Raw genomic sequence first — 14961 nt, 5'->3', positions numbered from 1 at the left:
TCTATTCCTCCTCGGCATAGGGCCCTTTTCCGCCGTCGGCGATCAGCTGGTCGACGCGGCGGTCAATCTCGGAAATCGGCACCGATCCGAGCGACAGCACGGCGTCGTGAAAGGCCTTCAGGTCGAACTTGGGGCCGAGCCGCTGTTCGGCGCGCCGGCGGGCGTCGATAAAGGCGAGCTCGCCGATGTAATAGCTGAGCGCCTGCCCAGGCCACGCGATGTAGCGATCGACCTCGGTCTCGATCTCATGTTCGGCGAGCGCGGTGTTGTCGTGCAGATAATGCTGCGCCTGCTCGCGGCTCCACCCCTTCGCATGGAGGCCCGTGTCGACGACCAGCCGTGCCGCGCGCCACGCCTGATAGGACAGCATCCCGAACAGTTCATACGGGGTTTCGTACATGCCCATTTCTTCGCCCAGCGTTTCGGAATAAAGCGCCCACCCCTCGCCATAGACCGACAGATAGGTGTCGCGCCGGAATGCGGGCAGATCCTGATTCTCCGCGGCAAGCGGCATCTGGAAAGCATGCCCCGGGGCGCTTTCGTGAAGCGTCAGCGCGGGCAGCGAGTAGAGCGGCCGAGATGGCAGGTTCCAGGTGTTGACCAGATAGATGCCGGGTCCGCCGCGGCCGCCGGTATAGAAGGGAGCAAGCTCGTCGGGCACGGGCTCGATCGCAAAGCGGCTGCGCGGCAGACGCCCGAAATATTGTGCGGCCTTGCCGTCGAACCGCTTCGCGATCCACGCCGCGCGATTGAGCAATTCCTGCGGCGTCTTCGCATAGAATTGCGGGTCGGTGCGCAGAAAGTGCAGAAAAGCGGGGAGGTCGCCCTTGAACCCGACCTCGTCCATGACGGCCTGCATCCGGGCGCGAATCTTCTTCACTTCCGCAAGGCCGATGGCATGGACCTGATCGGGCGTCAGGTCGCGGGTGGTGAACTCCGCGATCTTCGACTGATAATAAGCGCGGCCGTCGGGCAAGTCATAGGCGGCGAGGCTTTTGCGCGCGCCGGGAATATATTCGTCGCGCAGGAAGGCCAGTAGCCGGGCGTGCGCGGGCACCACCGCGTCGCGGATCGCCGCCGCGCCTTCGGCCGTCAAGGCGGCGCGCTCATTTGGTGCAATGGCCGCCGGCCATTCGCGGAACGGCGCATAGAAGGGCGATTCTTCGGGCGACTTCGCGCGGGCGACCTCGGCCACGCCGATGTCGCGCCCTTTCAGTGTGATTTGCGAAGGGGTGAAGCCGCGCCGGAGGCCTGCGCGCATGTTGACGATCTGCTGATCGAAATAGCGCGGCATGTCGCGCAGCATCGCGATATATTCGCGGTAATCCTCTTCATCCTCAAATGTCGCGCGCGCCCAGCCGGCGACGCCGCCCCAGAAGCTGGAATCCGAGTTCAGCGGCTTTTCGAACTCGCGATATTTCTGGTCATTGAGCAGCGCGGCGATCTGCCCCTTATAGACGACATAATTGACCCGCTGCGCCGCCGACAGCGCGCCGGGATCGATCGCATCCAGCGCCGCCGCGGTCCGGGTCCAGCGTTGCAGCCGTTCGGCCTGCGCCGCCGGGCCGACATCGGGAAGCCGCCGCGGCGCACCGTCCGCATCGTCTTCGCCCGGCGCGAACTGCGCCCGGCGCCACTCATATTCCGCGCTGGAAAGCGCCTCGAACCGTTCGTCTGCGCTGCCTTCCGCCGCCGTTGCACCCGTTGCCGCCGCTATCGTCATCGCCATCAGGATCACCAACCGCCAAAGTTTCACGTCACTCTCCAATTCGCATGATGTCGTCATAGAGCCGCGCGGGAATGGTCCCGCCCTTTGCAAGGCTCTCCCGCCGCGCCGCGTAACGGCGCGACGATGGCAGGCGGGCGCCCTGCGCCTCGATCGCCGCGAACATCGCCTCCGCCCGCGCCAGATGGCCGGACATCGCGGCGCCCAGGAAAGCGGCGGGATCGATGGCGAGGACGAGCTCTCCGCCCATCGGCGATCCGCCACGCCCCTCGTCGAGCGCGATCGATTCGGCGCTGGTCAGATCGCCGATCAACGGGCCGGCGAGCAGTTCGACCATCGCGGCGAGCGCCGACCCCTTGTGGCCGCCAAAGGTGCGCATCGCGCCGTTCAGCACCGCTGCGGCGTCGGTCGTCGGCCGCCCTTCGCCGTCGACGCCCCAGTCGTCGGGCACGGGCTCGCCCGCCCGGCGGCGAAGCTCGATCTCGCCGCGCGCCGCCGCGCTGGTTGCGAAATCGAATACGAAAGCCTCCCGCCCCGGACGCGGCCAGCCGAACGCGATCGGGTTGGTGCCGAACACCGGTACGGCGCCACCCGCCGGCGCCACCCAGGCGTGGCTGGGCGTGAAGGCGAGCGCGACAAGGCCATGATCGGCGAGCCGCTCGACCTCCGGCCACAGCGCGGCGAAGTGAACGACATGATTGAGCGCGAGCGCCGCGATGCCTTGGTCGCGCGCCTTTTGCACGAGGAGCGGGAGCCCGCACTGGAACGCGAGCTGCGCGAACCCGCCGCCGCCATCGACGCGGACGACGCCCTTCGCGGGTTCGCTCGCCACCGGCACCGCGTCGGGAACCACGACGCCGCTGCTGATGCTGTGCGCGGCGACGATCAGCCGATAGATGCCGTGGCTGGTACAGCCATCGCGCTCGCCCGCGACCATCGTTTCGGCAACGGCATCGGCGTGATCGGACGACAGCCCCACCGCGCGCAGCTTGCGCCGCGCGAGGCTGCGCAACTCGTCGAGCGTCATCCGCACGCCGTCGCCGGCGGCGGCGCTGCTCATGTCGCGCCGCCGGGCTTGGCGGTGACGAGGCGCATCCCGAAGACCGGCCCCGCGGTATTGCGATCGTGCGGCACGACGCGCACGCGGACCGACGCCTTGCCTTTCGTCAGCGCGGCGGGGACGGGATATTCGACGTCGAAGAATTTGCCCGGCGCATCATGGCCGAGCCGCTGCGTCGCGATCCGCTGCCCGTCGATCAATATGTCGAAGGCGCGCGGCCGCTCGTCGCCCCAATAGGTCGCCTGAAGAACCAGCGGCCCCGGCTTCACCTTCATGCCGAATTCAAAGAAGCCGCCCGAACGGGCGTCGCGCCCCTGACGGCCCCGATAGGTCACGGGCCAGCTGATGTCGCTGGTCAGGTCATGGTCGCGCTCAGGCTGCATCTCGCCCAGGAACATGACGTCGACCGAACGCGCGGCGACGTCCTTCAGCCGCGCCTGTTCCGCATTGTAGCTCGCCTCTTCGCTTTGCCACGCGGCTTCGGTGAACCGCTTGAAATAGACGGCGCTGCGGCGTTCATACTGGCGATAGAAGGGCACGAAATTGAGGTCGGCCGGCCGAACCACCCCGCGCGTTCCATAGATCGCCCGATCAGCCGCGACCGGCGAAAAGCCGGTGAGCAGGTCCGCGCCGACGAGCGCCGGATCGGCGCGCTCCCATTTCTGTTCATTCGGCCCCAGATCGGCGGCGAGGACGAGCGGGCCGCGCAGCACCGAGACGACGCTGTCATCGCCCGGCGTCGCTTCGAGCCGCAGATCGAGCGGCAGCGTGATCGCGACGACGTCGCCCGCCTTCCAGCGGCGCGACACCACCGCATAGCCGCGCGTGAAGGCGGGCGTCGCCGCCTCGCCATTCACCGTCACCCGCGCCTTGCCGGCCGCCCAGCCGGGCACGCGCAGCGCAACCGGGAAGGTGCCCGAACGCAGCTTGTCGAACCGCAGCGTCGAAGTGGCCCCATAGGGGTAGCTGGTATCGAGCGTCACGCCCGCCTTGCGCGCGGTCCAGTCGGCCGTCGCGGGGATATAGAGATTGACGTAGAAGGTCCCGTCCTCGCCTTCCCAGAAGATCGAATCGCCATGTTTGGCGTGGCTTTCCATCCCCGAACCGACACAGCACCAGAAAGCGTCGTCGTCGGTCGTCGAATAGCCGCGCTCGGTCCCCGACATCAGCGGGGTCATATAGGTGAAGCCCCCGGTCGCGGGATTCTGCGCCGCCATGACATGGTTGAGATGCGCGCGTTCATAATAGTCGAAGAAGGCCCCGTCGGGGTTCCACGTCCACAAATGCCGCGTCAGCTTCAGCATATTATAGGTGTTGCAATGCTCGCACGTCGCCTCGGTGATATGCCGGGCGGTCGTGTCGGGCTCGAAGAAATATTCACGGTCGGCATTGCCCCCGATCACATAGCTGTGATGATGGACGACGCGGTCCCAGAAGAAGGAGGCGGCGGTCGCCTTTGCCGGTTCGCCGGTCAGTTCGTGAATCCGCGCGAGGCCGATCAGCTTGGGCACCTGTGTGTTGGCGTGGAAATTGGCGAGCTTGTCCTCGCGCGCGGTCAGCGGATCCAGAACGCGCTTGTCATAGAAAAGCTCGGCCATCGCCAGCCACCGCTTGTCGTTGGTGCGGGCATAGAGTTCGGCGAAGCTTTCGTTGATCCCGCCATATTCGCAGGCGAGAACCTCCTGAACCTGCTCGGGAGTCAGGGCGGTCATCACGCCCTCGAAATAACCGGCGAAGCCGGCCGCGACGTCGAGCGCCTTTCGATTGCCCCACGCGCCATGGATGTCGAGCAAGCCCGCGAACAATTTGTGGATGGTATAGAAAGGCGCCCATGACCCGTTGAGGTCGAAGCCGCCCGAGCGGATATCGCCCTTTTTGATTTCGTCGAAAATCTCGACGCCATCGACGATCGTGCCGTCCTTGCGCTTGCGCCCGAGACCGCCGAAATAGCCATTGCCGCGCGCCGCCTGGATCGCGGCGAGTTCATCGACGATATAGTCGGCGCGCCGGCGCATTTCGGGATCGCCGGTCTGTTGCCAGGTCAGCACCAGCGCCGTCATGTAATGGCCCAGCGTATGCCCCGCGATCGTGTCGCTTTCCCAGCCGCCATAGACCGGCGCCTTGGGCTCCATCCCCGCATAGGCACGGAAATTATGGAGCAGACGATCGGGATCGAGGCGATGAAGATAGGCGCGGTTCACTTCGACCGCGGTCGCGAAATCGGACGGCTTCAGGCGCACCGCGTCCAGGGGCAGCGGCCGCGCCTTGCCGCGCAGATTGATGCCGCCCCCCGCCGCAAAGGCGCCCGTCGCATGGGCAAGGATAGCGAATGTGCCGACACCGAACATCAGCTGCCGGCGACTGGTTTGAAATGACATGATCCGCTCCCTAATTTTGAATATCGTATACAGTCATACATGAAAGCAGCTGTCAATCCTCAAATGGATCCACCCCGATCCGGCGGCAGCGCATGAAGGCGTCGGCGACGAGGCGGAGCGGAGTCCGGTCCACGTCGCTGCGCTCTTCGCCTATCAGGCGCGCGAAGCGGGCGTAGATTTCGGGATATTCGCGCTCGGCGCCAACGTCGCGATCGACGCCATCGATCGACAGCCGGGCCCCTCCCGCGCCGAGGCACAATCGGCCCGCATCGGTTTCGGCGGTGATGTCCCACGTCTGCGGCCCCTGTTGGCGCCAATCGAAGACGGCATGGACCGGGGCGTCGTCGATGCCGACCATATCGAGTTCGGCGGCGATGGGCGCGGCGCGATTGGACGGAATTTCCAGCCGGCCGTCGCGCAGATAAAAATGCCGCGGGAGGATGTGCGTGGCGATCGACAGCGCATTGATCCCGGGATCGAACACGCCGAAGCCGCCGGGTTCCCATATCCATTGCTGGCCGGGATGCCATCGGCGGACATCCTCTTTCCAGACGATTTCGACACGACGGATGTGGCGTTCGGCCAGCCAGGCGCGCGCGGGCGCGACGCCGGGAGCGTAGCGCGAATGCCACGCGGCGAAGAGTGTCGTGCCCGACGCCTCGGCGAGCCTCGTCAGCGCCTCGACCTCCGCCAGCGTCGCTCCCGGAGGTTTCTCGAGCAGCACATGCTTGCCGGCGCGGATCGCTTTCGCCGCGGCCGCGAAACGGGCCTGCGGCGGCTGGCACATGGCGATGGCGTCGATCGCGATACCGGCGCCCAGCAGCGCGTCCACGCTCTGGAAGACCGGTATTCCGTCGAGCGTGCCGGCAAGGCTCGCCGCCGCGACCAGCTCGAATTCGTCCGACACCGCGATGGCCGGAAGATGCTGGTCATGCGCGATCTTGCCGAGACCGACGATGGCGATCCGAACGGCCATCTAGAGCGCCTTCACCGCGGCGGACGGCGATGCCGCCCGGGCGATCGGATTGCGGACCGGCAGCGTGAACGGCGCCGCCTCGATCTCGAACACATCGCCCTCGCGCGTTTCCACGCCCTCGCTGAACGACAGGGTCGCGGTGCCGAAGAAATGGACATGGACGTCGCCGGGGCGCCGGAACAGGCCATATTTGAAATGATGATGCTCGAGGTTGGCGATGCTGTGCGACATATTGGCTTCGCCCGACAGGAAGGGCTTTTCCCACAAGGTCCGGCCCTCGCGCACGATGCGGCTGACCCCCTCGACATGCGCGGGCAATTCGCCGACGAGCAGTTCGGGGCCGAGCGCGGCGGGGCGCAGCTTCGAATGGGCGAGCCACAGATAATTGCCGCGCTCGGTCACATGGTCCGAAAATTCATTGGCGAGCGCATAGCCGAGACGGACCGGCGCGCCGTCGTCGGCGATCAGATAGATGCCGGCGATTTCGGGCTCCTCGCCCGCGTCGAGCGCGAAATCGGGCGACACCAGCGGCGCGCCCGGCGCGACGAGCGAGGATCCGTCGCCCTTATAGAACCATTCGGGCTGGGCTCCTTGGGCCTCGCCGGCGGGTTTTCCGCCTTCGACCCCCATCAGGAACATCTTCATCGAATCGGTCTGATGCGCTCCATCGTCCACGGCGCGGTGCATCTTGTCACGCCCCTCGGCCGAACCGAGATGGGTGAGGCCGGTGCCGCTGAGCAGCAGATGCGCCGGATCCTCATGGTCGATCGGCGCGAGCAGTTCGACCGCCGCGAGATCGACCGGCGGCCCGTCGCCGAGCGCCCCGATCAGCGCGCCCAAAGTGGTTCCTTCGGCGAGGGCACGGCGGGCGAGCGCGAGCGTGCTCGATACGCCGGGAACGCTCGATGCCGCCGCTCCGTCGCGGATCACCGCGACTCCCCGGTCGCCGTCGGCGCCGCGGAATTGCACCAAAGAAATCATGGCCTTCCTCTCCTTATCGCCTTCTCTGCCTGCCTCAGGCGCGCGCCAGCACACCGTCGATACGCCGCGCCACGCCATAGGGATTGTCCTGCCGCAGCGCGGCGGGCAGCAGGCGGTCGGGCAGATTCTGGTAACAGACGGGCCGCAGGAAACGCATGATCGCCAGCGCCCCGACCGATGTGGTGCGGCTGTCGCTCGTGGCGGGAAACGGGCCGCCGTGAACCATCGCGTGGCAGACTTCGACGCCGGTGGGCCATCCATTGGCGAGGATCCGTCCGGCTTTGCGCGCGAGCAACGGGATCAGGGGGGCGACCAGCTCCTCGTCGGCCTCGTCGAACAGCAGCGTGGCCGTCAACTGGCCTTCGAGGCCGCCGACAAGCCGTGCGATCTCGGCCGGGTCGGCCGCGCGAACCACGATCGACGACGATCCGAACACTTCGTCGCCGAGCGCCGGATCGTGCGCGAAAGCGGCGGCGCCGGTACCGAAAAGTGCTGCCTGCGCCTGGTTTTCACCCTCTCCCGCCGGACCGCGCGCGAGCGTTTCGACGGCGTCGTGCGCGCTCAAGGCATCGACGCCCCGCCGGAAGGCCGAATGGATGGCCGGCGTCAGCATCTGCTGCGCGGGCAACCGGCCAAGCGCGGCGGCCGCCGAGCCGACGAAAGCGTCGAGGTCGCTGCCGTCGAGGGCGATCAACAGGCCCGGGTTGGTGCAGAATTGGCCCGCCCCCATCGTCAGCGACGCCGCATAGGCTTCGCCGAGCGCAGCACCGCGCGCCTTGGCGGCAGCGGGGAACAGGATGACCGGATTGATGCTCGACATTTCGGCATAGACCGGAATCGGCTCCGCGCGCTCGCTCGCGATGCGCACCAGCGCGAGGCCGCCGCCGCGCGATCCGGTGAAGCCCACCGCCTTGATGCGCGGGTCGGCCACCAGCGCGGCGCCAAGCTCGTTGGTCGTGCTGGGAAGATAAGAAAATACGCCTTCGGGCATGCCGCAACGCTCCACCGCCCGGCGAATCGCGCGGGCGACCAGTTCGCCGGTGCCCGGGTGCGCGGGGTGCCCCTTCACGATCACCGGACAGCCCGCGGCTAAAGCGGAGGCCGTGTCGCCGCCCGCGACCGAGAAGGCGAGCGGGAAATTCGACGCGCCGAACACCGCGACCGGGCCGAGCGCGACATTGCGGCGGCGCAAATCGGGCCGGGGCAGCGGAGCGCGATCGGGCAGGGCGGGATCGATCGTGACGTCGAGCCAGCCGCCTTCGCGCACGACCGAGGCGAACAGGCGGAGCTGGCCGATCGTGCGCCCGCGTTCTCCCTCCAGCCGCGCGCGGGGCAACCCGCTTTCGCGCATCGCCCGTTCGATCAGCGCATCGCCGATGGCGGCGATTTCTTCGGCGATGGCTTCAAGGAACAGAGCCCGTGCTTCGAGCGCGGTTTCGCTGAAAACGGCAAAGGCCCTGTCCGCCAGCGCGGCGGCGTCGGCGACGTCGGCAGCGCCGGCTTCGTGGAAATCCGGGCCGATGTCCCGTCCGGTTGCCGGATCGACCGCCGCGAAGCGCGCTTCGCCCGCGCGGTCGGCGAATCCTATCAGGATGGCGCCTGTAATTTCCATGATGCACTCCAATAAGTCTGACAGTATACTATTATGCCCCGATTGCAGATTGGCGGGGCAGCGTCAAGGAGAGGATAATGATAATCAGGGCCGTTTCACCCGTCGGTGCGAAGCTTGGCGAAGGCGCGCTATGGGATCCCGATCGCGAAATCCTGTGGTGGGTCGACATCAAGGCGCCGGCCCTGCACGCGCATCATGTCGCGAGCGGCGCCAACCATCGGCACCCCTTGCCTTTCCGCCTTACCGCGCTCGGGCTGACGCGGGGCGGGAAGCTTATCGCCAGCGGCGACCCCGGTTTCGTGCGGCTTTCCATCGCCGACGATCTCTCGATTTCCGCTTGCGACGTCCTGGCGACGGTCGACGAGCCCGTCGGCAATCGTTTCAACGACGGCCAGGTCGATGGCGAGGGCCGGTTCTGGGCCGGGACGATGGATGATGCCGAAGCGGCGGCGCGAGGTTCGCTCTACCGGCTCGATCCGGACGGGAGCGTGGCGCGGGTCCGCGGCGGCATCATGGTGCCCAACGGACCGGCGTTCCTCGCCGACGGCACCATGCTCGTCACCGACTCGGCGGCGCAGCGAATCACCGCGGTCACGCTCGACGCCGGCGGCAACCCGGTCGCCGAACGGCCTTTCGCCGCCTTCGCCCCCGAACAGGGCTATCCCGACGGCATGGCGGTCGATGCCGACGATCATGTCTGGATCGCATTCTGGGACGGATGGTGTCTGCGCCGCCTGTCGCCCGAAGGGGAGATCGTGCGCGAGATCCCCCTGCCCGTTCAGCGTCCGACCTGCCCGGCCTTCGGCGGCCGCGACCTCGACCGCCTCTATGTCACCAGCGCCACGGTCGGCCTGACGCCAGAAGCACTCGCCCGGCAACCGCTGGCGGGGGCGCTGCTGTGCCTGACCGGCGTGACAACCGGTCGCAGCCCCGCCCGCTTCGCCGGTCAGGACGCGTCGGAGGGCACCATTCCCGGTGGTTCGACCGCGGCCGGACCTTCGCCCGAGACGACGGGCTTTGACCCCCACAGGGCATAGAAGAGGATATAAAGCTCGCACGCCGCAGTGAGCAGGAAGGACATCTGCAGGCCGTAAAGGTCGGCGAGCCAGCCCTGCACGACGACGAGCGCGCCGCCCGCGATCGCCATGATGAGCAGGCCCGACCCTTCTTCGGTCAGCGGCCCGAGACCGCGAATGCCGAGCGCGAAAATGGTCGGGAACATGATCGAATGGAACAGCCCCACCAAAATCAGCGACCACATGGCGACGGGGCCGTGGGCGAAGACCGTCACGAGCATCACGATGAATGCGCCGATCGAGAAGGCCGCGAGCAATGCTTCGGCGCTCACCCGCTGCATGATCGCCGCCCCCAGAAAGCGTCCGACCATCATCCCGCCCCAAAGGAAGGTCAGATAATTTCCCGCCTGCTCATGTGTCAGGTTCGCGATGTCGGGCTGGCTGACGAAGTTGACGAACAGGTTGGCGACCCCGATTTCGGCGATCAGATAGATGAAGATGGCCGGAATACCCCACACGAGATTGCGGTGCCGCCACAGCGAATGATGCTTGCGTTCTTCGCGGCTGACCCGGCTGGTCGCCGCGCCCATCGCGGGAAGCGGGAAACGCGCGATGATGACCGCGAGTATGAGGAGCGCGACCGCCACGAGGCCATAGGGCAGAATCACCGAATGCGCGTCGGCGAGCCGCTCCGCCTGGGTCAGCACCGTGCCGGCTTCCGCCGTGCCCCCCTTCGACCGGCCCAGAATCAGATAGGCGCCGAACATCGGCGCCAGCATCGTGCCCGCCGAGTTCATCGCCTGCACGAGGTTGAGGCGCGACGACGCCGTTTCCGGCGCGCCCACCACGACGACATAGGGATTGGCGGCAACCTGAAGCAGGCTGATGCCGCAGGCGATGATGAAGAGCATGACCAGCGTCACGCCATAGGAGGGAAGGCTCGCCGCCAGCATCATGCCCAGCGAGCCCGCCGCCATGATCAAAAGCCCGACGACCAGCGCCTTTTGATATCCGATGCGCTCGATCAGCTTCGCCGACGGTATCGAGGCGACGAAATAGGCGATGAACCACACCGACTCGATAAGGGTCGTTTGCGTGTAGCTGAGGTCGAACACGCTGCGCAGATGCGGCAGCAGCGTATTGTTGATGACGGTGATGAACCCCCACATGAAAAAAAGGCTCGCCAGCAGCGTCAGCGCCGCCGTGTAGCTCCGCGCCGGGCCGGCCGGCGGGCTCCCGCTGCTTGTGGGGACACCGGATGGAACGGGCATGAACGACTTCTCCCTTTTTTATGCCGGCAGCGAAGCGGCTTCTTTACAACTTGTCTGACTGTATACTATCTAGGGCAATCGTCAATCGGTGAGGAGATAGTCCATGCGCGTCGTCAGCAGCAGGAAGAAAGTGGCGAGATTGCTCGCGACATGCGCCGCCCTTACCGCGACGACCGTCGCGCCGAACGCCCATGCGGCGACCGCCGAGCGGTCCGAACTCGGCAAATTGGCGGACGGCCGGACGGTCGAGACGATCACGCTCGCCAATGAAGCGGGCGTGAAGGCGCGCATCATCACCTATGGCGCGACGCTTCAGTCGCTCGAGGCGCCCGATCGCACGGGCGCCGTCGCGGACATCGTCCTCGGCTATGACGACCTCGCGGGCTATGTCGACAAGCCCAATTATTTCGGCGTTACCGTCGGCCGCTATGCTAATCGTATCGCGGGCGGCCGCTTCGCGCTCGACGGCCGGTCCTACCAGCTTCCGCTCAACAATGGCGCCAACTCCCTCCACGGCGGCACGAGGGGCTTCGACAAGCAGTTGTGGACGGTCGCGTCGGTCGAGAGCGGACCGGCCGCCAGCGTCACGCTGACCTTGACCAGCCCCGCGGGCGACCAGGGCTATCCGGGAACGCTCGACGTCACCGTCACCTATTCGCTCGACCGGACAGGGGCGCTGACCATCGATTTCGGGGCGAAGACCGATGCGCCGACGATCGTCAATCTGACCAATCATGCGATTTTCAACCTCGCCGGCGAAGGCGCGGCGCGCGGCATCCTGGGTCACAGGCTGACCGTCGCGGCGCAGCGTTATACGCCGGTGAACGACGCGCTGATCCCGACGGGCGAGTTGAAAGCGGTCGCGGGCGGCGTGTTCGACTTCACGCGCGGGCGGACCATCGGCGACGGCATCCGCGACGGCCGCGATCCCCAGATCGTCGCCGGCCGCGGCTATGACCATAATTTCGTGCTCGACAAGGGGACGACCGCGAAGCCCGAGCTCGCCGCCCGGCTCGAAGACCCGGAGTCGGGCCGCGTGCTCGAAGTGCTGACCACCGAACCGGGGCTTCAAGTCTATACCGGCAACTTCCTCGACGGCACGCTCGTCGGCAAGCGCGGTCATCTTTACCGCATGGGCGACGGCATCGCGCTGGAACCGCAGAAATTCCCCGACACGCCCAACCAGCCCGCGTTCGGATCGGCGCGGGTCGATCCCGGCAAACCCTATCATCACCGCATGATCTATCGCGTCTCGACGACGCGCTGATCGCAGGAGCAGAAAATCCATGTCCGACGCCCCGGTTCCCCCGAAGCTGCGCAGCCGCGCCTGGTTCGCGAACGACGAGAATATCGACATGACGTCGCTCTATCTCGAACGCTATCTGAACTTCGGGCTCAGCCTCGACGAACTGCGCTCGGGCAAGCCGATCATCGGCATCGCGCAGACGGGATCGGACCTGTCGCCGTGCAACCGGCACCATCTGGTGCTGGCCGAACGCGTTCGCGAAGGCATTCGCGAAGCGGGCGGAATCGCGCTGGAATTCCCGGTCCATCCGATTCAGGAAACGGGAAAGCGTCCGACGGCGGGGCTCGACCGCAACCTCGCCTATCTGGGTCTTGTCGAAGCCTTATACGGCTATCCGATCGACGGCGTCGTGCTGACGACGGGATGCGACAAGACGACGCCCGCCTGCCTGATGGCGGCGGCAACGGTGAACCTGCCCGCCATTGCGCTGTCGGTCGGCCCGATGCTCAACGGCTGGCACAAGGGCGAACGGACCGGATCGGGCACGATCGTCTGGAAGGGCCGGCAGATGCTGGCGGCGGGAGAGATCGACGAGGAGGGCTTTATCAGGCTGGTCGCCTCGTCGGCGCCATCGACGGGCTATTGCAACACGATGGGCACCGCGACGACGATGAACTCGCTGGCCGAAGCGCTGGGCATGATGCTCCCCGGATCGGCCGCGATTCCGGCGCCCTACCGCGATCGCCAGGAAGCCGCCTATCACAGCGGCAAGCGCATCGTCGAAATGGTGGCCGAGGATCTGAAGCCGTCGGACATCATGACGCGCGAGGCGTTTCTGAATGCGATCGTCGTCAACAGCGCGATCGGCGGATCGACCAACGCCCCGATCCATCTGGCCGCCATCGCCCGGCATATCGGCGTCGAGCTGACGATGGACGATTGGCAGGAGCACGGGCACAAGATCCCGCTGCTCGTCAATCTGCAGCCCGCCGGCGAATATCTGGGTGAGGATTATTATCGCGCGGGCGGCGTGCCGGCGGTGGTCGCGCAGCTGATCGGCCAGGGACTGATCCACGAAAATGCGATGACCGCGAACGGCCGCACCATCGGCGAAAATTGCCGCGGCGCCGAGATCGAGGACGAAAAGGTCATTCGCAGCTATGAACAGCCGCTGGTTGCCGATGCCGGCTTCATCGTGCTCAAGGGCAATTTGTTCGACGCCGCGATCATGAAGACCAGCGTCATCGGCGACGAGTTTCGTGATCGCTATCTTTCGAATCCCGACGATCCCGACGCCTTTGAAGGGCCAGCGATGGTGTTCGACGGTCCCGAGGATTATCACCGCCGCATCGACGACCCCGCGCTCGCCATCACCCCCGACACCTTGCTCTTCATGCGCGGCGCCGGTCCGGTCGGCTATCCCGGCGCGGCCGAGGTCGTGAACATGCGCCCGCCCGCCTATCTGATCCGCGAAGGCATCGGCGCCCTGCCCTGTATCGGCGACGGCCGCCAGTCGGGCACGTCGGGTTCGCCGTCGATCCTGAACGCGTCGCCCGAAGCCGCGGCCGGCGGCGGTCTCGCGCTCCTTAAAACCGGCGACCGGGTCCGCATCGACCTCGGCCGCGGGACGGTCGATGCGCTGATCGATGCGGAGGAGCTGGAGCGGCGCCGGCAGAGCCTCGCGGAAGCGGGCGGCTTCGCCTATCCCGCGTCGCAGACGCCGTGGCAGGAGATCCAGCGCCGGCTGGTCGGGCAGATGGATAGCGGCGCCATCCTCGAGGGCGCCGAAAAATATCAGCGCATCGCCCAGACCGCCGGGCTGCCCCGCGACAGCCATTGACGCCGACAGCCGGACTCTCTCAGTCGGGCTGCAGGGAAATTTCCGTATCGATCAGCGCGAGCCGGATGAGTTCCGCCATCGCCGCCCGGGCGGCGCGCGGATCGCCCGCGGCGACCGCGTCGAACAGGGCCCGGTGGTCGGGAATGGGGTCGCGCGGCAGTTCGCGCTTACGCTGCTTGTAGATGGTGGTCCACGCGATCGCCGCCATGATCGAGCTGGCAAGCGCGATCACCGCATCGTTGCGGCTCGCCTCGAGCATGATCATGTGGAACTGCTGGTCGGCGAGACGCCCGGCTTCGGTCGCCAGCCCGTGGCGCGCCATCGCGTCGAGCGCACCACGCATCGCCTGCACCTGCTCCTCGGTGCGGCGTTCCGCCGCCAGTTCGGCGGCGCTCGGTTCGACGATCATCCTGAGCTCGAACAGGTCGTGAAGAAATTTCAGGCTCGGTTCGGCCTCGAACTGCCAGGCGAGCAGGTCGGGGTCGAGGAGGCTCCACTGGCGCCGCGGGCTGACCCGCGTGCCCGCCTTGGGGCGGCTGTCCACCAGCCCTTTCGCCGACAGGGTGCGGAAAGCCTCGCGCAGCGCGGAACGCGAAATGCCGATCTGTTCGGCATATTCGATTTCGCCGGGAAACATATGCCCTTCGGGCAGCTCGCCGGTCAGTATCTGGACCGCCAATTGCTGCGCCAGCGAGCCCCGCAATCGCTTGCCATTGCCCTGCTGGATGAGCGCCCCCGCGACGGGCTTGAGGGCAAAGCTCTTCATCTGTCTGTCCATTGCCACCTCTTCCAACTCCCCGGCCATCCTGTCCAGCGTCATTTTAGCATGAAGTCTTACAATATACTGTATATTAT

11 protein-coding genes are annotated in these 14961 nt (G+C 66.5%); 3 read left to right on the top strand and 8 right to left on the bottom strand.

All coding sequences use genetic code 11. The annotated features are described in order from the left end of the window. Position 1: 1 nt before the first annotated feature. Genes QZL87_RS02695 through QZL87_RS02670 form a run of 6 tightly spaced genes read right to left on the bottom strand, consistent with a single transcriptional unit; the run spans position 2 to position 8733 of the window. Entirely contained in the window at positions 2 to 1756 is a 1755-nt protein-coding gene (locus QZL87_RS02695) for a DUF885 family protein (RefSeq protein ID WP_362988436.1), read from the bottom strand. A gap of 1 nt (position 1757) precedes the next feature. Then, the gene (locus tag QZL87_RS02690) at positions 1758 to 2786 is read right to left on the bottom strand and encodes an Ldh family oxidoreductase (RefSeq protein ID WP_295323449.1); all 1029 of its coding nucleotides are present in this window, start codon (positions 2784 to 2786) and stop codon (positions 1758 to 1760) included. Next, positions 2783 to 5164 (bottom strand): glycoside hydrolase family 127 protein, encoded by a 2382-nt coding sequence (locus tag QZL87_RS02685; RefSeq protein ID WP_295323444.1) that lies wholly within the window; start codon positions 5162 to 5164, stop codon positions 2783 to 2785. Before QZL87_RS02685 ends, QZL87_RS02690 begins: the two co-directional genes overlap by 4 nt. 52 nt (positions 5165 to 5216) lie before the next feature. Beyond that, on the bottom strand, positions 5217 to 6140 hold the full coding sequence (locus QZL87_RS02680; RefSeq protein WP_295323442.1) for a Gfo/Idh/MocA family oxidoreductase: 924 nt from the start codon (positions 6138 to 6140) through the stop codon (positions 5217 to 5219). After that, positions 6141 to 7121 carry an AraD1 family protein gene (araD1, locus tag QZL87_RS02675; RefSeq protein ID WP_295323439.1) on the bottom strand — a complete coding sequence of 327 codons (981 nt, stop codon included), beginning with the start codon at positions 7119 to 7121 and terminating at the stop codon, positions 6141 to 6143. A 34-nt stretch (positions 7122 to 7155) separates the two neighbouring features. Next, positions 7156 to 8733, bottom strand: coding sequence for an aldehyde dehydrogenase (NADP(+)) (locus QZL87_RS02670; protein ID WP_295323437.1), 1578 nt, complete (start codon positions 8731 to 8733; stop codon positions 7156 to 7158). A gap of 77 nt (positions 8734 to 8810) precedes the next feature. Between QZL87_RS02670 and QZL87_RS02665 the strand changes: the two genes are divergently transcribed. Next, positions 8811 to 9770: an SMP-30/gluconolactonase/LRE family protein gene (locus QZL87_RS02665; protein WP_295323435.1), complete on the top strand. Its 960-nt coding sequence runs from the start codon at positions 8811 to 8813 to the stop codon at positions 9768 to 9770. On the opposite strand, the gene QZL87_RS02660 is transcribed toward QZL87_RS02665, so the two are convergent. Next, entirely contained in the window at positions 9680 to 11020 is a 1341-nt protein-coding gene (locus QZL87_RS02660) for a sugar MFS transporter (protein ID WP_295323432.1), read from the bottom strand. The genes QZL87_RS02665 and QZL87_RS02660 overlap by 91 nt on opposite strands. 103 nt (positions 11021 to 11123) lie before the next feature. Here QZL87_RS02660 and QZL87_RS02655 point away from each other — a divergent pair, with 103 nt between their 5' ends. Next, positions 11124 to 12287 carry an aldose epimerase family protein gene (locus tag QZL87_RS02655; RefSeq protein ID WP_295323430.1) on the top strand — a complete coding sequence of 388 codons (1164 nt, stop codon included), beginning with the start codon at positions 11124 to 11126 and terminating at the stop codon, positions 12285 to 12287. 19 nt (positions 12288 to 12306) lie between these two features. After that, positions 12307 to 14106: an IlvD/Edd family dehydratase gene (locus QZL87_RS02650; protein WP_295323427.1), complete on the top strand. Its 1800-nt coding sequence runs from the start codon at positions 12307 to 12309 to the stop codon at positions 14104 to 14106. Positions 14107 to 14125: 19 nt separating this feature from the next. On the opposite strand, the gene QZL87_RS02645 is transcribed toward QZL87_RS02650, so the two are convergent. Further along, complete coding sequence (locus tag QZL87_RS02645) at positions 14126 to 14872, bottom strand: FadR/GntR family transcriptional regulator (RefSeq protein ID WP_295323424.1); 747 nt, start codon at positions 14870 to 14872, stop codon at positions 14126 to 14128. Positions 14873 to 14961 lie beyond the last annotated feature (89 nt).

The sequence above is a fragment of the uncultured Sphingopyxis sp. genome (genome assembly GCF_900078365.1).
Taxonomy (GTDB): Bacteria; Pseudomonadota; Alphaproteobacteria; order Sphingomonadales; family Sphingomonadaceae; genus Sphingopyxis.
Note: the sequence above shows the minus strand (reverse complement) of the source record. Positions and strands in the feature narration are given on the sequence as shown.